Source organism: Streptomyces sp. NPDC126499 (genome assembly GCF_040302485.1).
In the GTDB taxonomy this organism is placed as follows: domain Bacteria; phylum Actinomycetota; class Actinomycetes; order Streptomycetales; family Streptomycetaceae; genus Streptomyces.
In genome coordinates this window covers 15851-33803 of record NZ_JBEOUO010000002.1, presented here as the reverse complement: position 1 = coordinate 33803, position 17953 = coordinate 15851, and the positions used below count along the sequence as shown (strand labels likewise).

Sequence of the window (17953 nt, the reverse complement as noted above, 5' to 3'; positions counted from 1 at the left end):
CATGAGCCACCACGAGCGCCGACGCACACTGCCCGCCGACCGGCCGCCCCGGACCACACCGTCCCAGGCCGTCGGCGAGAGCGGCGACGCCGAGGCCCGCCGGGAGGCGGAGGAGGCCGTACGGGGCAGCCTCGGCGACGCCGCGCCCGACGACCACGGCATGGACGCCAAGCGCCAGTCCCCGGGCCTCGGCCGCGAGGAACAGCGCCATCCGCACGGGCGCCGGGGCACGGCCGGAGAGGGCCGCGACCGCTCCGAGGAAGGACGGGGCCCGGGAGCGGGAAGCGACAGCTGACGACCGGACCCCGCCGGGAGCCGCCCCGTCCCTAGAGCGTGTCTCCAAATGATTTTTGGGGTCACGGTGTCGTGATACGTCGCCATGAACTGTCTGGCCGAGTGGCGTTTCGCCCGGCCGTTGCTGCCCGTGTCGTTGCGGGGACGGAAGCGGCCGGACGACCACCGGGCCCTGAAGGGGATGGTGGGGAAGTTCCGGACCGGGACGCCCTGGCGGAACCTGCCTACGCTCCGTGCGCGACGCTGCACACGCGTTTTCGCAGGTGGGCGGCGGACACTCTCGCGTCCCTCCTGATGCGGGCGTGACATTTGACGACAAAACCTCGGTGGCCTGGGTGTGCGCTGCTGTTGGCCCCCAGGCATGCTCTTCGGCGCTGGCTCAGGTGCCGGTCGCCCGAGCCGAACGGGGTCGAGCCCGCAGTGCGGGGAGGCGTGTACAGTCCTCCGCTCCGGCGAGGCTCTCGCCCAGGGTCAGGAGCGAGAGGAGCAGCACCGGCCGGCCGGCTGTGGCAGCGGCCTCCAGTTTGTGATGACCGTCGAGGAGGAAGTGGGTCAGGCCCCAGTGGACAGACGGGTCCTCTCCCAAGCCCAGGGCGGGCTGGCACACGTCCAGCGTGGAGATCGCCACCGCCGTGGGCACCGTTCCCTGCTCCATGAGGGCGACGTACTCCTCGACACGCTCCCTCTCGTTCCACGTCGGGGGCACCATGGGCACGACGAACTCATAGAGGTGCGCGTCCGCGTCGACAACGGTCTCAAAGGTTCGGTAGTACGGGGTGTGCGGGTACTCGGGGAGGCCCCAGAACTGATCGACCCCCCACATCGTGACCTGTTCGCCGCTGAAGTAGTCACCTTCCTTCCCCGGGATGATCAGCCGGGGTTCCACGCTCAGGAGCAGCGGAAGGTACTCGCCCTCCGGCAGCAACGCACCGAACGCATCGATCACACCACGGTCGTCCGGATCGTCCAGTGCACCGGTGAGCCGATCCTGCATGCTCTCCAGGGAAACCTTCTCTCTCGCGGTTTCTAGTCGGCGAAACAGGAGCGGGCACGTTCCACAGTAGAAACTGAGCTCGAAGGCAGGCTCGTCGTCGACCATGAGCAAGCGGCGCCGCGGCCCGCCGCCGAGCTCCTGCAGTTCCGCACCGAAGTGCAACCGAGCCTCGGAAGAAGGGACGCCGAGACTGCGAGGGTCGCCCGTTTTGATCATCACGGACCGACCGTACGGGACGCCGTGGACCGGCTCCACCGGATACTGAGCGGGTATCTGGCCCGACGGGGCAACTACCGTGCTAAGAGGTCATCTCATGTGGATAGCCGCCGATAGGGTGTGGGCTCCTGGGGGGGGGGGGGATTGTTGAGCGGTTGGTGCCGGATGAGTTGTGGGACCTGTTCCAGCGAGTGGTGCCGGAGGCTCCATCGCGACCCCAGGGCAGTGGCCGGCGTCGGTCCGGACACGCTCTAGGAGACGAAGCCGATGACCCCGAAGCCGGGCCGCGCCGCGGCGTGGCGGAGCCAGCCGGTCACGTCCATGATCGCTTCGACCACCTCGGGGTCGAGCGGCGGGGCGTGACCGTCCCGCTTGGTCTGCTCGAACTGCTCGAGGGCCGCCAGGCACTGCTCGTGCGTCCACTCGCCGCAGTTCGGCAGGTCGTAGGTGGGTATCGGCTCCGGCATGTCGTCGCCGTAGCCGAAGTCGGCCACCGCCACCGCCGTGATGCGCAGGGCCTTCAGACCCTCGTCGACCGTCTCCAGCCAGTCGCCCCGGAACGGGGAGAAGCAGGAGTTGTCCAGGAAGGACCCGGTCAGCGAGCACAGCCGCTTGTAGGCGTAGCCGTACTGGAAGGAGTACTGCTTCTTCCCGTCGAAGGGGCCGCCGGCGATCACGGCGCGCAGCGCCTCGGAGGCGGTGGGGGCGCCGTCGGCGATCTCGGAGGAGAACCAGTCGTCGTCGCGCGCCAGGTCGTCGGCGAAGCGGCCGTGGATGATCTGGAGCAGCTGCTCGTCGCGCGAGCCCACGAGGGCGTGCGTGGCCTTGATGTCGAGCAGGTACGGGCTCAGCGAAAGACTCATGTGATCACCGTAGGCACCGGCACTGACAATCGGTCAGGACAGCCGGGGCGCGGTCCGCAGGATGGTCTCGACGGCCCGTTCGATCTGCGCGTCGTCGAGGTCCGCGCGGGCGGTCAGCCGGAGGCGGGAGACGCCGTCGGGCACCGACGGTGGCCGGAAACAGCCCACCGCGAGCCCGAGTTCGCGGCAGTCGGCCGCCCAGCGCAGCGCCTCGTCGGGGCCCGGGGCCCGGACCGAGACCACGGCCGCGTCGGGGCGGGCGGCGGTGAGTCCGGCCTCGGTGAGCAGCCGGTGGAGGGTGGTGGCGACCGTACGGGCGCGGGCGGCGAGGCCCGGTTCGGCCTCGATCAGGCGCAGGCTCGCGAGCGCGCCGGCCGTGGCGGCGGGCGCGAGACCGGTGTCGAAGATGAAGGTACGGGCCGCGTTGACCAGGTGCTCGATCACCCGGGCGGGCCCGAGCACCGCGCCGCCCTGACTGCCCAGCGACTTGGAGAGGGTGAGGGTCGCGACGACGTCCGGGTCGCCCGCGAGGCCCGCCTCGTGGAGGGCGCCGCGCCCGCCGTCCCCGAGGACGCCGAAGCCGTGGGCGTCGTCGACGACCAGGCCCGCGCCGTGTGTCCGGCACGCCCGCGCCAGGGCGGCGAGCGGGGCCTTGTCGCCGTCCACGGAGAAGACGGAGTCGCTGACCACCAGGGCGCGGCGGTCCGGATGGGCGCCGAGGGTCTTCGCCACGGCCTCCGGGTCGGTGTGCGGGACCACGGCCGTCTCGGCCCGCGCGAGCCGGCAGCCGTCGACGATGGAGGCGTGGTTGCCCGCGTCGGACACGATCAGCCCGTCGCGGGCGGACAGGGCGGTGAGCGCGGCCAGGTTCGCGGTGTAGCCGGAGGAGAAGACGAGGGCCGCCTCGAATCCGCAGAAATCGGCCAGTTCGCGTTCGAGGCGGGCGTGCAGCCGGGTCGATCCGGTGACCAGCCGCGATCCGGTGGAGCCCGCGCCCCAGCGGCGGGCCGCCTCGGCCGCCGCCTCGGTGACCTCCGGGCGGCGGGTGAGGCCGAGGTAGTCGTTGCTCGCGAGGTCCAGGAGCTCGGACTCGGCCGGCCGGGGCCGCAGCGTCCGTACCAGGCCCGCCGCCGCGCGCTGCCGAGCGGCGGCCTCGGTCCAGTCGAACGCGGTGCGGCGGGGGTCCGTGGCCTCCGCGATGACCGGTCCGGCGACCGGTCCGGCGTCCAGCGGGTCCTCGGCGTACGGCGGCATGGCAGGTCCTTTTGTAGGCAGCGCACAGACCCTAGCCGTCCGCGGCCGACGACAGGGTGTGGTCATACACACACTTCAAAGCGGTCTGTTTGTCCTTCTCTTCCTTGGCCCCGGGGTCTGCCGTAGGTAAGGATCAGCCCTTATGGACCTGCTGAACACGCTGGTGGAGAAGGGGCTGCGGCGCGAGCTGCCGACCCGTGAAGAAGCGCTCGCCGTGCTGGCGACATCCGACGACGACCTGCTCGATGTGGTGGCCGCGGCCGGCAAGGTGCGGCGCCAGTGGTTCGGGCGCCGGGTGAAGCTCAACTATCTCGTCAACCTGAAGTCGGGGCTGTGCCCCGAGGACTGCTCGTACTGTTCCCAGCGGCTCGGCTCGACCGCCGGGATCCTGAAGTACACCTGGCTGAAGCCCGACGAGGCGTCGGCCGCGGCGGCGGCCGGTGTCGCGGGCGGCGCCAAGCGGGTGTGCCTGGTGGCCAGCGGCCGTGGCCCGACGGACCGCGACGTGGAGCGGGTCGGCAAGACCATCGCGGCCATCAAGGAGCAGAACGAGGGCGTGGAGGTCTGCGCCTGCCTCGGTCTGCTGTCCGACGGGCAGGCGGAGCGGCTGAAGGAAGCCGGCGCCGACGCGTACAACCACAACCTGAACACGTCCGAGGGGACGTACGGGGAGATCACCACCACCCACACCTACGCGGACCGCGTGGACACCGTGGAGAAGGCCCACGCGGCCGGGCTCTCGGCCTGTTCGGGTCTCATCGCGGGCATGGGCGAGAGCGACGAGGACCTGGTCGACGTGGTGTTCGCGCTGCGCGAGCTGGACTCGGACTCGGTGCCGGTCAACTTCCTCATCCCCTTCGAGGGCACGCCGCTCGCCAAGGAGTGGAACCTCACCCCGCAGCGCTGTCTGCGGATCCTGGCGATGGTGCGGTTCGTCTGCCCCGACGTCGAGGTGCGGATCGCCGGCGGGCGCGAGGTGCACCTGCGCACGATGCAGCCGCTGGCCCTGCACATCGCCAACTCGATCTTCCTCGGCGACTACCTCACCAGCGAGGGCCAGGCCGGCAAGGCCGACCTGGAGATGATCGCCGACGCCGGCTTCGAGGTGGAGGGCGCGGGCACGACCACGCTGCCCCGGCACCGGGTGGACGCGCTCGCGGCGGCCGGAGCCGCGGCCGGCGGCTGCGGGTCGCACGCGGAGGCGGGTGGCGGGTGCGGGCCGTGCGGCGGTCACGCCGAGGTGCCCGCCGCGGCGGCGACCGCCGTTCCGGCGTCCCCCTCGGAGGCCAGGACCGACCTGGTGGCGGTACGCCGCCGCGGCGCCGGTACGGACCTCGCCCCGAACGCGTAACGGTGACCATGCGCAACGACGAACTGCTCGCCCTGGACCGGGCGCACGTCTGGCACCCGTACGGCCCCATGCCGGGGCGTACGGACCCGCTGGTCGTCGCGTCCGCGTCCGGGGTACGGCTCCGGCTCGCCGAACCCGCCGAGGGCCAGGACGAGTTGGTCGACGGCATGTCCTCCTGGTGGTCGGCCGTCCACGGCTACAACCACCCGGTGCTGAACGAGGCCGCGCGCGGCCAGCTCGACCGGATGAGCCACGTCATGTTCGGCGGGCTCACCCACGAGCCGGCCGTCCGGCTCGCCGCGCGGCTCGTGGAGATCACGCCCGAGCCGCTGCGGCACGTGTTCCTCAGCGACTCCGGGTCCGTCGCGGTCGAGGTGGCCGCGAAGATGTGCCTGCAGTACTGGCGCTCGGTCGGCCGCCCCGGCAAGCAGCGGCTGCTGACCTGGCGCGGCGGCTACCACGGCGACACCTGGCAGCCGATGTCCGTGTGCGACCCCGAGGGGGGCATGCACGAGCTGTGGTCGGGCGTCCTGCAGCGGCAGGTGTTCGTCGCCCCGCCGCCGGCCGGGTACGAGGAGTCGTACGCGCGGCTGCTGCGCGAGGAGATCGGGCGGCACGCGGACGAGCTCGCCGCGGTCATCGTGGAGCCGGTCGTGCAGGGCGCGGGCGGGATGCGCTTCCACAGCCCCGCGTATCTGCGGGTGCTGCGGGAGGCGTGCGACGCGCACGACGTGCTGCTGATCTTCGACGAGATCGCGACGGGGTTCGGGCGTACGGGCGCGCTCTTCGCCGCGGACCACGCCGGGGTCTCCCCCGATGTGATGTGCGTGGGCAAGGCGCTCACCGGCGGCTATCTGTCCATGGCGGCGACGCTGTGCACCAGCCGGGTCGCGGAGGGCATCTCGCGCGGCGAGGTGCCCGTCCTCGCCCACGGGCCGACCTTCATGGGCAACCCGCTCGCCTCCGCGGTCGCCCTCGCCTCGATCGACCTGCTGCTGTCCCAGGACTGGCAGGTGGAGGTGAAGCGCATCGAGGCGGGACTACGGGAGGGGCTGGCCGCCGCGGTCGACATCCCGGGTGTCGCCGACGTCCGCGTCCTCGGCGCGATCGGCGTCGTCCAGCTCGACCACGACGTCGACATGCGGGCCGCGACCCGGGCGGCGGTGGGAGCGGGCGTCTGGCTGCGGCCGTTCCGCGACCTGATCTACACGATGCCGCCGTACGTGACGCGGGACGAGGACGTGGCCCGCATCTGCGAGGCGGTCCGCGCGGCGGCGACGGCGGGCTGAGCCGCCGGGCTCTCCGCCGGGGCGCGGGCACGCACCGCCGGGGCGGCACGCCGCGCCCGGCGGGGCGGGGCCTGTCGCCCCCTCACCCACGGCCGTCCGGCCCGCACCCATCCAACAGAGAGGGACACCAGCATGACCACCATCGTCGTCAGCGGCACCGGGACCGAGATCGGGAAGACCGTCGTCACCGCCGCTCTCGCCGCCGTCGCCACCGCCGCCGGGCGGTCCGTCGCCGTGCTGAAGCCGGCGCAGACCGGGGTCGGGCCCGGGGAGGCGGGGGACGCGGACGAGGTGGTGCGGCTGTCGGGTGCGGTGACCGGGGCGGAGCTGGCCCGGTTCCCGGAGCCGTTGGCGCCCGCGACGGCGGCCCGGCGGGCGGGGCTCGCGCCGGTGGGGCCCGCCGAGGTCGCGGAGGCGGCGCGGAAGCTGGCCGCCGAGCACGACCTGGTGCTCGTGGAGGGGGCCGGCGGGCTGCTCGTACGGTTCGACGAGGAGGGCGGGACGCTCGCGGACGCGGCCCGGCTGCTCGGCGCGCCGGTGCTCGTGGTGGTGCCGGCCGGTCTGGGCACGCTGAACTCGACCGCGCTGACCGCGGAGGCTCTGCGGGCGCGCGGCATCGAGCAGCTGGGCGTGGTGGTCGGCAGCTGGCCGGCCGCGCCCGACCTGGCGATGCGCTGCAACCTGACGGACCTGCCGGAGGCGGCCGGGGCGCCGCTGCTCGGCGCGGTGCCCGAGGGCGCGGGCAGGCTGGACGCCGAGGCGTTCCGGGCGGCGGCGGCGAGCTGGCTGGCGCCCGTGCTCGGCGGCGCGTGGGACGCGGCGGCGTTCGCCGCGACGGCGGGGGCCTGAGCTCCGTACGCTCGCCGTATGCGTACGCGAGTGCAGGAGATCGTTTTCGACTGCGCCGATCCGGCCGCGCTCGCGCGGTTCTGGGCGGCGCTCCTCGGCGGGGCTCCGGTCGATCGGAGCCCCGACTGGTCCTACGTGGACCCGCCGGAGTTCGCGCGGGTCGCGTTCCAGAAGGTGCCGGAGGGCAAGTCGGTGAAGAACCGGGTCCATCTGGATCTCGAGGTCGCCGATCCGGCCGTGGCCGCCGAGGAGGCGCTGCCGCTGGGCGCGCGCCGGTCGGGCGGAATCGTGACGGACGAGCACGGGTCGTTCCAGGTGATGTGCGATCCGGAGGGCAACGAGTTCTGTTTCGTGACGGGGTAGGTCCGTGGGGACACCCCGTCGACGAGGGGTCTGCCCCCCCGCCCCCTCCGTACCCGTCCCGCGTCGTGGAACGCGGTCGACGGGCCGGTGCCGCCGGTGGTGGGATGACCGGCATGGACGATCTTCGGATACGGGCCGCGGTGGCGGCCGACATCGACGCCGTGCTCGCCTTCTGGAAGGCGGCGGCCGAGGGCACCAGCATCAGCGACGACCACGCCGGTGTGGCGCGGCTCGTCGAGCGCGACCCGGAGGCGCTGCTGCTCGCGGAGCGGGCGGGTGAGCTGGTCGGGACGGTGATCGCCGGGTTCGACGGCTGGCGCTGTCATCTGTACCGGCTCGCCGTCCACCCGGAGCGGCGGCGGCGCGGCATCGGCACGGCGCTGCTCGCCGCGGCGGAGGAACGTTTCGTACGGCTCGGGGGGCGGCGCGTGGACGCGATGGTGCTCGACCGCAACGAGCTGGGCCGGGCCGCGTGGCGGGCGGCGGAGTACGGGCCCGACGAGGCGTGGACGCGCTGGGTGAAGCCGCTCGCGGTGCCGGCCGGTTCCTGACCGCCCTCCCCCGTGCCCGTCCCTCCCCTCCGCCCCGCCTTTCCCGTCACGCCCTGCTGTACCCGTCGCTCTCCTCCGCTCTGCCCGTCGCTCCGCCACTTTGCCCGTCCTTTACGATGGACGGGCAAAGTGATCAGGGAAAGTGACCACCCACCCGATCGCGTTCCGGAACTCTCGAAAGGTGTGAGCGTCCGCCCATGGGCGAGCCTCCCAGTAGTCCCTCCCGCAGCCGACATCGCGCGGTCCTCCCTCCCCTGACTGATCATGGGACACGTCGAGGGACGGAGGTGAACCGATGACCGAGGTACTGCTGCTCCTGGTGGCGCTGCTGCTCTCGCTCGCCTGCGGCGCCTTCGTCGCGGCCGAGTTCTCGCTGACCACCGTCGAGCGATCCGAGCTCGAGAAGGCCGTGGAGCGTGGCGAGCGCGGTGCGGCCGGCGCCCTCAAGGCCGTCAAGTCGCTCACCTTCCAGCTCTCCGGCGCCCAGCTCGGCATCACCGTGACCAACCTGATCGTCGGCATGCTCTCCGAGCCGTCGATCGCCAAGCTGATCCGCGGCCCGCTCATGGACCTCGGTCTGTCCGCCGGCGTCGCCTCCTCCGTGGCCCTGGTGATCGGCACCGCCCTGTCGACCGTCGTCCTGATGGTCGTCGGCGAGCTGGTCCCCAAGAACTGGGCGATCTCCTCGCCGCTGGCGATGGCCAAGGTGGTGAGCACCCCGCAGCGGATCTTCACCGCCGCGTTCAAGCCGCTGATCAGCCATCTCAACAACACCGCCAACCGGATCCTGCGCCGGCTCGGCATGGAGCCGACCGAGGAGCTGGCCTCGGCCCGCTCCCCGCAGGAGCTGGTCGCCCTGGCCCGGCACTCCGCGAAGGAGGGCGCGCTGGAGCCGGACACCGCCGAGCTGTTCGTGCGCACCCTCAACCTGGCCGAGCTGACCGCGGAGAACGTGATGACGCCGCGCGTCCAGGTCACCGCCCTGGAGGTGCAGGCCACCGCCGAGGACGTCGCCAACGCGACCCGCGCGACCGGTCTGAGCCGCTTCCCGGTCTACCGCGGCAGCCTCGACTCGGTCGTCGGCATCGCGCACATCAAGGACGTGCTGGCGATACCGGCCGACGAGCGGCGCCTCCGCCGGATCGGCGACATGCTGCGCGAGCCGCTGCTGGTCCCCGAGAGCCTGACCGTGGACAAGCTCCTCGACCGGCTGTCCGGCAAGCAGACCATGGCCGTCGTCATCGACGAGTACGGCGGCACGGCCGGCGTCGCGACCCTGGAGGACATCGTCGAGGAGGTCGTCGGCGAGGTCCGCGACGAGCACGATCCGCACGAGACGCCGGACCTGGCGCGGGCGGGCGAGGACGCCGACGGCCGCGCGCTGTGGTCCGCGGACGGCGCGGCCCGCACCGACCAGCTGGAGACCGTCGGCCTGCGGGTGCCCGAGGGGCCGTACGAGACGCTGGCGGGCGTGCTCGCCACCGAGCTCGGCCGGATCCCGGCCGTCGGCGACACCCTGGACCTTGCGGGCTGGCGCCTCGAAGTGGTGGACGCCTCCGGGCGGCGGGCGGCCCGCGTGCTGATGCACGCCCCGCTCCCCCAGCTCGGTGACACGGACGAGGAGGTCGGCCGATGACCGCGATCCAACTGCTGATCGGTCTGGCGACCCTGGTCGTCAACGCCTTCTTCGTCGGCGCCGAGTTCGCCCTGATCTCCGTGCGCCGCAGCCAGATCGAGCCGCTCGCCGAGTCCGGCGACCGCCGGGCGCGCAGCGTCATGTGGGGTCTGCAGCACGTCTCGGCGCTGCTCGCCGCCGCCCAGCTCGGCATCACGCTGTGCACCCTGGTCCTCGGCATCGTGGCCGAACCGGCCATCGCGCATCTGCTGGAGCCGGTCTTCGACGCCATGGGCGTGCCGCACGGTCTGGTGCACCCGATCTCGTTCGTGATCGCCCTGACGGTCGCCACGTATCTGCACATGCTGCTGGGCGAGATGGTGCCGAAGAACATCGCCCTGGCCGAGCCGACCCGGTCGGCGCTGCTGCTCGGCCCGCCGCTGGTGGCGCTCGCCCGCGCGCTGCGGCCGGTGATCTTCGCGATCAACGCGTTCGCCAACGGCATCCTGAAGCTGCTGCGGGTGGAGGCGAAGGACGAGGTCGCGGCGACGTTCTCGGACGACGAGCTGGCCCGGATGGTCACCGACGCGGGTGACGCCGGCCTGCTCGACGACCGTGCGGCCGAGCGGCTGCACGACGCCCTGGAGCTGGGCCGGCGCCCGGTGCGGGACGTGGTGATGCCGGTGGAGAAGGTCGTGTACGCGCGCGTGGACACGACCCCGGAGGAGCTGGAGGCGCTGTCGGCGCGGACCGGGTTCTCCCGCTTCCCGGTGATCGACTCGGGCCGCCGGATCCTCGGCTACCTCCATGTGAAGGACGCCCTGGACGTCACCCCGCGCGACCTGCCGTTCCCGGTGTCGGCGATGCGGCCGATCGCCCGGGTGCGGGCGGCGACGCCGATGGACGACGTGCTGACGGCGATGCGGCGCAGCCGGACCCACCTGGCGGCGGTCGTCGACGAGGACGGCAAGCCGGCCGGTCTGGTGACGATGGAGGACGTGCTGCGCGAGCTGGTGGGGCGCCCTTCGGCGCCGTGACGACCCGCCGTCGCGCGCTTCGGCGCCGCGACGGCGCGTCGTAGGAGCGGGGCCCGGGACACGATGGTGTGCCAGGCCCCGGTCGCGCGTGCGGGTCGCGCGTGCGGGTCGCGCGTCCCGGTCGCGGGGTGCGTGACCCGGGGCCCGCTCGGGGAGTGCGTGATCCGCGCCCCGGTCGCACGGTGCGTGAACCACGCCCCCCTCGCCCGGCACGTGTCCCGCGTCCCGGTCGATCGGCGCCGAGCGGCCCATACCGAGCGGTATGATCGCGGGGTCATGGAGATCAATGCCACCTACACCAGTCTCGTCGCCCTGGGCGACAGCTTCACCGAGGGTATGTCGGATCTGAACCCGGACGGCACGTACCGCGGCTGGGCCGACCTCCTCGCGGGCCGGCTCGCCGCCCGTACGCCGCCCGGCTTCCGCTACGCCAACCTGGCCGTGCGCGGCAAGCTGATCGGCCAGATCGTCGACGAGCAGGTGGACGCGGCGGCGGCGATGAAGGCCGACGTCGTGACGCTGGTCGGCGGCCTGAACGACACCCTGCGCCCGAAGTGCGACATGGGACGGGTGAAGGCACTGCTCGGCGAGGCCGTCGAACGGCTCGCCCCCTCCTGCGGGCAGCTGGTCCTCATGCGCAGCCCCGGCCGCAACGGGCCGGTCATGGAGCGCTTCCGGCCGCGCATGGAAGAGCTCTTCGCCCACGTCGACGAGCTCGCCGCCCGGCACGGCGCCCTGGTGGTCGACCTGTACGGCGCTCCGGTGCTCGGCGACCCGCGCCTGTGGGACGCGGACCGGCTGCATCTCACGGCGGAGGGCCACCGCAGGGTGGCCGAGGCGGTCTGGCAGACCCTGGGGCTGGCGCCCGAGGAGGACTGGCGCACCCCGCTGCCGGCGGCGATGCCGCCCGGCTGGGCCACCCGCCGGGTCGCCGACGCCCGCTTCGCCCGGCAGCACCTGGTGCCCTGGATCGGCCGCCGGCTCACCGGCCGCTCCTCGGGCGACGGGCGCGCCCCGAAGCGCCCGGAGCTGCTGCCCTACGAGCCGCTCGCGCGCGAGCCGCGGTGACGCGCGTCTCGTAGCAAGCTCCAGGCCGGACCCTGGCGCTGGCCTGCAGAAACCGCCAGTAGAATCTGGTCACGTGACTGCTGCTGCGAAGCCCCGCATCCCCAACGTCCTGGCCGGCCGCTACGCCTCCGCGGAGCTCGCCGTCCTCTGGTCCCCCGAGCAGAAGGTGAAGCTGGAGCGCCGGCTGTGGCTCGCCGTGCTGCGTGCCCAGAAGGACCTCGGGATCGAGGTTCCCGACGCGGCGCTCGCCGACTACGAGCGGGTGCTCGACCAGGTCGACCTCGGCTCCATCGCCGAGCGCGAGAAGGTCACCCGGCACGACGTGAAGGCCCGGATCGAGGAGTTCAACGCCCTCGCCGGTCACGAGCACGTCCACAAGGGCATGACCTCGCGCGACCTGACCGAGAACGTCGAGCAGCTGCAGATCCGGCTGTCCCTGGAGCTGATGCGGGACCGTACGGTCGCCGTCCTCGCCCGCCTCGGCAAGCTGTCCGGCGAGTACGCGGAGCTGGTCATGGCCGGCCGCTCCCACAACGTTGCCGCCCAGGCCACCACCCTCGGCAAGCGGTTCGCGACCGCGGCCGACGAGCTGCTCGTCGCCTACGCGCGCCTGGAGGACCTCCTCGGCCGCTACCCGCTGCGCGGCATCAAGGGCCCGGTCGGCACCGCCCAGGACATGCTCGACCTGCTCGGCGGCGACGCCTCGAAGCTGGCGGAGCTCGAGCAGCGGATCGCCGGGCACCTCGGCTTCGCGCACGCCTTCACCTCGGTCGGCCAGGTCTACCCGCGCTCGCTCGACTACGACGTGGTCACCACCCTGGTGCAGCTGGCCGCCGCCCCGTCGTCGATCGCCAAGACGATCCGCCTGATGGCGGGCCACGAGCTGGTCACCGAGGGCTTCAAGCCCGGCCAGGTCGGCTCCTCCGCCATGCCGCACAAGATGAACACCCGCTCCTGCGAGCGCGTCAACGGCCTGATGGTGATCCTGCGCGGCTACGCGTCGATGACCGGCGAGCTGGCGGGCGACCAGTGGAACGAGGGTGACGTCTCCTGCTCGGTGGTCCGCCGGGTGGCCCTGCCGGACGCGTTCTTCGCCCTGGACGGCCTTCTGGAGACCTTCCTCACCGTGCTGGACGAGTTCGGCGCCTTCCCGGCGGTCGTCGCCCGCGAGCTCGACCGCTACCTGCCCTTCCTCGCCACCACCAAGGTCCTGATGGGCGCGGTCCGCGCCGGCGTGGGCCGCGAGATCGCCCACGAGGCCATCAAGGAGAACGCGGTGGCCTCCGCCCTCGCCATGCGCGAGCAGGGTGCCGAGCGCAACGAGCTCCTGGACAAGCTGGCCGCCGACGAGCGGATCCCGCTGGACCGGGAGCAGCTGGACGCGCTGATGGCCGACAAGCTCTCCTTCACCGGTGCCGCCGCCGACCAGGTCGCCGCCGTCGTCTCCCGTATCGAGGAGATCGTCAAGCAGCACCCGGAGGCCGCCGGCTACACCCCCGGGGCGATCCTCTGACCGGGAGCACCCGGTTCTCCCCTGAGGAGCTCGAGGCCGCCCGTGACCGCGTCGTCCCCGACGTGGTCGCGGGCGGTCTTTCCATCCTCCTGTGCGGGATCAATCCGGGTCTGATGACGGCCGCGACCGGCCACCACTTCGCCCGGCCCGGCAACCGCTTCTGGCCGGTGCTGCATCTGTCCGGCTTGACGCCGCGGCGGCTCGCCCCGGCGGAGCAGTCCGAGCTGCTCGCGTACGGCCTCGGCATCACCAACGTGGTGGCCAGGGCGACCGCACGGGCGGACGAGCTGACCGCCGAGGAGTACCGGGAGGGCGGGCGGATCCTCACCGAGAAGGTGCGGCGGCTGGCGCCGCGCTGGCTCGCGGTGGTCGGCGTCACCGCGTACCGCACCGCCTTCGGCGACAAGAAGGCCATGGTCGGGCCGCAGGAGCGGACCATCGAGGGTCCGCACGGCACGACCCGGATCTGGGTGCTGCCCAATCCGAGCGGCCTGAACGCGCACTGGACGGCGGCGACGATGGCGGAGGAGTTCGCCCGGCTGCGGGAGGCGGCCGGGCTGCCGGACCGGCGCGCCGCCGAGGGGACGTAGCACCCCGGGTGACGTGGTGCTCAGGGGACATGGTCCTCAGGGCGGGTCGACGGCGGTGACGCAGACGAGTATCCGGTGCGTGTCCTCCGCGGCCCGTACGACTCCGAGCGCTATCCACCGCCCGTCCGCCCGCCACAGCTCGACGTCGGGCACCGTCTCGCTCAACAGGTCCCAGGGCGCGGGTATGCGCTCCCCCCGCTCGGCGCGCAGCAGCAGCGTGCCGAGGCCGAGGCGGTCCGGCGGCCCCCAGCGGGCCGCGAGCAGCTCGGCGAGGGCCGTCCGCTCCGCCTCCGTCTGCTCCTCGGAGGCGTCGGCGGCGGCTAACTCGGCCAGATGGTGTCCGCCGTCGCGGACGGGGCGTCCGCGCAGCAGGTCGAGGGCGGCGACGTGCCGTGCCAGGGTCATGGGTCCAGTAAAGCGGGCCCCACTGACAGTTGGTGCCCCGTCAGGTGCCCGCCGGGCCTCCCGGCCGCGAGGGGCTGGTCGCGGGCGCCGGGGGGCGCTCGCCGCCCCCGGGTCCATTGAGTAACATCCGGCCAAAGAGGCGCACGAGCTGGGAGGCACACGGTGGGGCGGCTGACCGGCGGGGATCCGTCGCTGCTGCGGCGGATCAACTCCGCGGTGGTACTCCATGCGCTGCGGAGCTCCGACGCGCTCACGCTCACGGATCTGACCCGGATCACCGGCCTGTCCCGGCCGACGGTCGAGGGGGTGACCGAGGGCCTCATCGAGGGCGGTCTGGTCGTCGAGGCGGCGCCCGAGGAGGGCGAGACCCGGCGGCAGGGCCGGCCGGCCCGGAGGTTCCGCTTCCGCGCGGAGGCGGGGCATCTGCTGGGGATCGAGATCGGTCCGCACCGGGTCGCGGCGCTGATCTCGGGCCTGGACGGGCGGATCATCGGCGCCGGTTCGCGTGAGGTCTCGGAGACCGCCCCGGAGGACGAGCGTCTGGACCGGGTACGGGCCGTGGTGGCCGACGTGCTGCGCAGGACCGGGGTGCCCCGGGCGAATCTGCGGGCGGTCGGGGTCGGCACGCCGGGGATCGTGGAGGCGGACGGGACGGTCCGTCTGGGGACGGCGCTGCCGGGCTGGACGGGTCTGGCGCTGGGTGAGCGGCTGCGCCGCTCCTTCCGCTGCCCGGTGATCGTGGAGAACGACGCCAACGCGGCGGCGGTCGCGGAGCACTGGAAGGGCGCGGCGACCGACTCCGACGACATCGTGTTCGTGCTCGCCGGCCTGAGCCCGGGGGCCGGTTCGCTGATCGGCGGGCGGCTGCACCGGGGGTACGGAGGGGCGGCCGGCGAGATCGGCGCACTGCACCTGCTGGGCCGCGGGGTCACCCCGGAGCATCTGCTGTCGACGACGGACGAGCCGCTGCACCCGCTGGACGAGCAGGCGGTGGCGGAGGTCTTCGCGCTGGCCCGGGGCGGCGACGAACAGGCTCGGGCGGCCGTGGACCGGTTCATCCAGCGGCTGGTGCACGACGTGGCGGCGCTGGTCCTCGCGCTCGATCCCGAGCTGGTCGTGATCGGCGGCTGGGCGGCGGGCCTCGACGGGGTGCTGCAGCCGCTGCGTGACGAGCTGGCCCGCTTCTGCCTGCGGCCGCCGCGGGTGGCGCTGTCGATGCTGGGCGAGGCGGCGGTGGGTACGGGGGCGCTGCGGCTCGCACTCGACCATGTGGAGGAGCAGCTCTTCGCGGTGGAGGGCACGGTGACGGCCCGTCGCTGAGACGGCCCTCGGGCGAAGGCGCGGGGGCGGGGCGGCTCTCGGGCGAAGGCGCGGGCGCCGGACGAAGACGCGGGGGCGGGGCGAAGGCGGGGGGCGGGGCGGCCCTCAGGCGCAGGCGCAGGGGTGGGGCGAAGGCGGGGGCGCCAGGCGAAGACGCGGGCGGCGGGCGCCAGGCAGCGGCGACGCCGCCGCGCCAAACGAAGGCGCAGGCACCGGACGAAGGCGCAGGCACGCGGAAGACGCGGGCACCCGGAAGGCCCCGGGCACGCGAAAGGCCCCGGGACTGCGCCCGGGGCCTTTGAGGGTGTCGTCGTGCCGGGTGTCCGGGTCAGGACGCCATCGCCAGGTCGCCGGAGTCGCCGAAGGTGAGCCGGCAGGTGTCGGCGCGGTAGGTGGCCACCGAGACGGCGGCGGTGCGGCCCTCGGAGAGGTAGCGGGTGGTGACGACGAGGACCGGGGCGCCGGGCAGACGGTCGAGCTCCCTGGCGTCGTCGGCGCGGGCGGAGCCGAGTTCGACGGAGCGGTCCTGGCCGTCGAGGGTGAGCTGCCGCAGTTCGCGCAGGACGGCGCGGGCGCGGGCCGGTCCGCCGGGGGCGTCGGCCTCGACGAGGCCGGGGACGGATCCGGCCGGCACGTAGAGCAGTTCGGCCGCGACGGGCTGTCCTTCGGTGACGCGCAGCCGGCGCACGATGTGCACGCGCGCGGTGGGCTCGATGTCGAGCAGGCGGGCGACGGCGGCGGGGGCGGTGTCGTCGGCGGAGTCGACGGACTGCCAGGTGTCCTCGCCCACGCCGGGCCAGCTGTGCTGGGTGGTGGAGACGTCGACGCCGACGCGCGGCGGGGCGACGGTGGTGCCGACGCCGCGGCGGCGCTGCAGGCGGCCTTCGAGCTCCAGCTGCTCCAGGGCCTGCCGCAGGGTGGCGCGGGCGACGCCGAACCGGGCGGCCAGCTCACGCTCGTTGGGCAGGATCTCCCCGACCGCGAAGTCCGAGTCGAGGGCTTCGCCGATCACGGTCTTGAGGTGCCAGTACTTCGGCTCCGGCACTGTTTCCAGCTGCGTGGTCCCCACCCTGATCCTCCGCACATTCGCCGTGTCCCGCGGCGTTTTCCGCGCCCTTGTTTATTAAAGGTTCCTGCACTAACTCTGCGACGATAAGGCGCGGCACACCCTTGGTCAAGACCAATCCTGCGGCCGGCGGCCCCGAATGTGACCCTCTGACCTAGATCGTTCACACGACGTTCGCGGAGCCGTGTGCCCCGGGCAGCGCGAAGCCCCGCTCCCGGGCGGGGAGCGGGGCGGCGGGCGGGGCCTTCGCGGTGGGCGGGTCAGTCCCGCGCGAGGGTCCGGAGCTTGTCGGGGTTGCGCACGATGTACACGCAGGCGATCCGTCCGTCGCGGACGTCGACCTGGAGGACGGAGTCGACCCTGCCGCCGGCGCGGGCGACCAGCGCCGGGCCGCCGTTGACCTCCTGGAGGCGCAGGTCGTCGTAGAGGTCCTCGGTCCCTTCGGAGACGGCGAGCAGGAAGCGGGCGATCTTCTCGGCGTCCTCCATGATCCGGAGCGGGGCCTTGGACTTGCCGCCGCTGTCGCCGACGAGCCGGACGTCGGGCGCGAGCAGGGCGAGCAGTCCCTCCAGGTCGCCGCTCGTGGCGGCGGCGAGGAACCGCTCGGTGAGGTCGCGGCGTTGGGCGGGGTCGACGTCGTAGCGGGGGCGGCCCTCGTCGACGTGCTTGCGGGCCCGGCCGGCGAGCTGCCGGACGGCGGCCTCGCTGCGGTCGAGGGTGGCGGCGATCTCGGCGAAGGGGAAGCCGAAGGCCTCCCGCAGCACGAACACGGCGCGTTCGAGGGGCGAGAGGGATTCGAGGACGACGAGGAGGGCGAGGGAGACGGAGTCGGAGAGCAGGACGCGTTCGGCGGTGTCGGGCACGGAGGGCCCGAAGTCGGTGACGATCGGCTCGGGCAGCCAGGGGCCCACGTACGACTCGCGGCGGGACCGGAGCTGGCGGAGCCGGTCGATGGCGAGCCGGGTGGTGATCCGTACGAGGAAGGCGCGGGGCTCCCGGACGGTGCCGCGGTCGTCGGCGGACCAGCGAAGCCAGGCCTCCTGAACGACGTCCTCGGCGTCGGCGACGCGTCCGAGCATGCGGTAGGCGACCCCGGTCAGCAGCGAGCGGTGTTCTTCGAACACGGCGGTCGGATCAGCCGGAACGACGGTCGGATCGGAGGCCGGACCGGCAGGAACGGCGGTCGGGTCGGTCGGAGCGGCGGTCGGCGTCTCGGGCGGCACTCCCCCATCCCATCCGACACGGCGGTCCGTGTCCAGTTGCGCACGCACGTCTTGAACTCGACTCTACCCACCGGTAATTCTTGCTGACAGGG

Annotated in this window: 19 protein-coding genes; 13 read left to right on the top strand and 6 right to left on the bottom strand. The window is 73.3% G+C overall.

What is annotated here, in order from left to right; translation table 11 throughout:
* The first annotated feature begins 1 nt into the window (after position 1).
* A complete protein-coding gene (locus tag ABTZ91_RS02870) occupies positions 2 to 295 on the top strand; it encodes a hypothetical protein (RefSeq protein WP_352075322.1) in 294 nt (97 codons plus the stop codon).
* An 84-nt stretch (positions 296 to 379) separates the two neighbouring features.
* Positions 380 to 589, top strand: a complete 210-nt coding sequence (locus tag ABTZ91_RS02865; protein ID WP_352075321.1) for a transposase — start codon at positions 380 to 382, stop codon at positions 587 to 589.
* An 84-nt stretch (positions 590 to 673) separates the two neighbouring features.
* On the opposite strand, the gene ABTZ91_RS02860 is transcribed toward ABTZ91_RS02865, so the two are convergent.
* The 3 genes from ABTZ91_RS02860 to ABTZ91_RS02845 form a co-directional block, all read right to left on the bottom strand.
* Positions 674 to 1504: a hypothetical protein gene (locus ABTZ91_RS02860; RefSeq protein ID WP_352075677.1), complete on the bottom strand. Its 831-nt coding sequence runs from the start codon at positions 1502 to 1504 to the stop codon at positions 674 to 676.
* 251 nt (positions 1505 to 1755) lie between these two features.
* Positions 1756 to 2367 (bottom strand): hypothetical protein, encoded by a 612-nt coding sequence (locus ABTZ91_RS02850; RefSeq protein ID WP_352075320.1) that lies wholly within the window; start codon positions 2365 to 2367, stop codon positions 1756 to 1758.
* Positions 2368 to 2400: 33 nt separating this feature from the next.
* On the bottom strand, positions 2401 to 3621 hold the full coding sequence (locus tag ABTZ91_RS02845) for an 8-amino-7-oxononanoate synthase (protein ID WP_352075319.1): 1221 nt from the start codon (positions 3619 to 3621) through the stop codon (positions 2401 to 2403).
* Positions 3622 to 3763: 142 nt separating this feature from the next.
* On the opposite strand from ABTZ91_RS02845, the gene bioB reads away from it, so the two are divergent.
* The 10 genes from bioB to mug all read left to right on the top strand — a co-directional run bounded on the left by bioB (position 3764) and on the right by mug (position 13847).
* Positions 3764 to 4972, top strand: a complete 1209-nt coding sequence (bioB, locus tag ABTZ91_RS02840; RefSeq protein WP_352075318.1) for a biotin synthase BioB — start codon at positions 3764 to 3766, stop codon at positions 4970 to 4972.
* Positions 4973 to 4980: 8 nt separating this feature from the next.
* Positions 4981 to 6261 carry an adenosylmethionine--8-amino-7-oxononanoate transaminase gene (locus ABTZ91_RS02835; RefSeq protein WP_352075317.1) on the top strand — a complete coding sequence of 427 codons (1281 nt, stop codon included), beginning with the start codon at positions 4981 to 4983 and terminating at the stop codon, positions 6259 to 6261.
* A 132-nt stretch (positions 6262 to 6393) separates the two neighbouring features.
* Positions 6394 to 7110, top strand: a complete 717-nt coding sequence (gene bioD / locus ABTZ91_RS02830) for a dethiobiotin synthase (RefSeq protein WP_352075316.1) — start codon at positions 6394 to 6396, stop codon at positions 7108 to 7110.
* Between the two features lie 18 nt (positions 7111 to 7128).
* On the top strand, positions 7129 to 7473 hold the full coding sequence (locus ABTZ91_RS02825) for a VOC family protein (protein WP_352075315.1): 345 nt from the start codon (positions 7129 to 7131) through the stop codon (positions 7471 to 7473).
* Between the two features lie 113 nt (positions 7474 to 7586).
* A complete protein-coding gene (locus ABTZ91_RS02820; protein WP_352075314.1) occupies positions 7587 to 8024 on the top strand; it encodes a GNAT family N-acetyltransferase in 438 nt (145 codons plus the stop codon).
* 295 nt (positions 8025 to 8319) lie between these two features.
* Complete coding sequence (locus tag ABTZ91_RS02815; RefSeq protein ID WP_352075313.1) at positions 8320 to 9660, top strand: hemolysin family protein; 1341 nt, start codon at positions 8320 to 8322, stop codon at positions 9658 to 9660.
* Positions 9657 to 10676: a hemolysin family protein gene (locus ABTZ91_RS02810; protein WP_352075312.1), complete on the top strand. Its 1020-nt coding sequence runs from the start codon at positions 9657 to 9659 to the stop codon at positions 10674 to 10676. Before ABTZ91_RS02815 ends, ABTZ91_RS02810 begins: the two co-directional genes overlap by 4 nt.
* Before the next feature lie 276 nt (positions 10677 to 10952).
* A complete protein-coding gene (locus tag ABTZ91_RS02805) occupies positions 10953 to 11744 on the top strand; it encodes an SGNH/GDSL hydrolase family protein (RefSeq protein WP_352075311.1) in 792 nt (263 codons plus the stop codon).
* A gap of 73 nt (positions 11745 to 11817) precedes the next feature.
* The gene (gene purB / locus ABTZ91_RS02800) at positions 11818 to 13257 is read left to right on the top strand and encodes an adenylosuccinate lyase (RefSeq protein WP_352075310.1); all 1440 of its coding nucleotides are present in this window, start codon (positions 11818 to 11820) and stop codon (positions 13255 to 13257) included.
* Positions 13254 to 13847, top strand: coding sequence for a G/U mismatch-specific DNA glycosylase (gene mug, locus ABTZ91_RS02795; RefSeq protein WP_352075676.1), 594 nt, complete (start codon positions 13254 to 13256; stop codon positions 13845 to 13847). Before purB ends, mug begins: the two co-directional genes overlap by 4 nt.
* 36 nt (positions 13848 to 13883) lie before the next feature.
* On the opposite strand, the gene ABTZ91_RS02790 is transcribed toward mug, so the two are convergent.
* Positions 13884 to 14252, bottom strand: a complete 369-nt coding sequence (locus ABTZ91_RS02790; RefSeq protein ID WP_352075309.1) for a hypothetical protein — start codon at positions 14250 to 14252, stop codon at positions 13884 to 13886.
* Between the two features lie 162 nt (positions 14253 to 14414).
* Here ABTZ91_RS02790 and ABTZ91_RS02785 point away from each other — a divergent pair, with 162 nt between their 5' ends.
* Positions 14415 to 15572, top strand: a complete 1158-nt coding sequence (locus tag ABTZ91_RS02785; RefSeq protein ID WP_352075308.1) for an ROK family transcriptional regulator — start codon at positions 14415 to 14417, stop codon at positions 15570 to 15572.
* Between the two features lie 328 nt (positions 15573 to 15900).
* Here the strand turns inward: ABTZ91_RS02785 and ABTZ91_RS02780 are convergent, their stop codons facing one another.
* Positions 15901 to 16641: a GntR family transcriptional regulator gene (locus tag ABTZ91_RS02780; RefSeq protein ID WP_352075307.1), complete on the bottom strand. Its 741-nt coding sequence runs from the start codon at positions 16639 to 16641 to the stop codon at positions 15901 to 15903.
* A 257-nt stretch (positions 16642 to 16898) separates the two neighbouring features.
* Positions 16899 to 17762 carry an RNA polymerase sigma factor SigJ gene (sigJ, locus tag ABTZ91_RS02775; RefSeq protein ID WP_352075306.1) on the bottom strand — a complete coding sequence of 288 codons (864 nt, stop codon included), beginning with the start codon at positions 17760 to 17762 and terminating at the stop codon, positions 16899 to 16901.
* Positions 17763 to 17953 lie beyond the last annotated feature (191 nt).

Coding starts and splice junctions, on each gene's coding strand:
- ABTZ91_RS02865 (WP_352075321.1), top strand. CDS start 380: ATGAACTGTCTGGCCGAGTGGCGTTTCGCCCGGCCGTTGCTGCCCGTG.
- ABTZ91_RS02870 (WP_352075322.1), top strand. CDS start 2: ATGAGCCACCACGAGCGCCGACGCACACTGCCCGCCGACCGGCCGCCC.
- ABTZ91_RS02860 (WP_352075677.1), bottom strand. CDS start 1,504: ATGATCAAAACGGGCGACCCTCGCAGTCTCGGCGTCCCTTCTTCCGAG.
- ABTZ91_RS02845 (WP_352075319.1), bottom strand. CDS start 3,621: ATGCCGCCGTACGCCGAGGACCCGCTGGACGCCGGACCGGTCGCCGGA.
- ABTZ91_RS02805 (WP_352075311.1), top strand. CDS start 10,953: ATGGAGATCAATGCCACCTACACCAGTCTCGTCGCCCTGGGCGACAGC.
- bioD (WP_352075316.1), top strand. CDS start 6,394: ATGACCACCATCGTCGTCAGCGGCACCGGGACCGAGATCGGGAAGACC.
- ABTZ91_RS02820 (WP_352075314.1), top strand. CDS start 7,587: ATGGACGATCTTCGGATACGGGCCGCGGTGGCGGCCGACATCGACGCC.
- ABTZ91_RS02835 (WP_352075317.1), top strand. CDS start 4,981: ATGCGCAACGACGAACTGCTCGCCCTGGACCGGGCGCACGTCTGGCAC.
- ABTZ91_RS02815 (WP_352075313.1), top strand. CDS start 8,320: ATGACCGAGGTACTGCTGCTCCTGGTGGCGCTGCTGCTCTCGCTCGCC.
- bioB (WP_352075318.1), top strand. CDS start 3,764: ATGGACCTGCTGAACACGCTGGTGGAGAAGGGGCTGCGGCGCGAGCTG.
- ABTZ91_RS02825 (WP_352075315.1), top strand. CDS start 7,129: ATGCGTACGCGAGTGCAGGAGATCGTTTTCGACTGCGCCGATCCGGCC.
- ABTZ91_RS02850 (WP_352075320.1), bottom strand. CDS start 2,367: ATGAGTCTTTCGCTGAGCCCGTACCTGCTCGACATCAAGGCCACGCAC.
- ABTZ91_RS02810 (WP_352075312.1), top strand. CDS start 9,657: ATGACCGCGATCCAACTGCTGATCGGTCTGGCGACCCTGGTCGTCAAC.
- ABTZ91_RS02790 (WP_352075309.1), bottom strand. CDS start 14,252: ATGACCCTGGCACGGCACGTCGCCGCCCTCGACCTGCTGCGCGGACGC.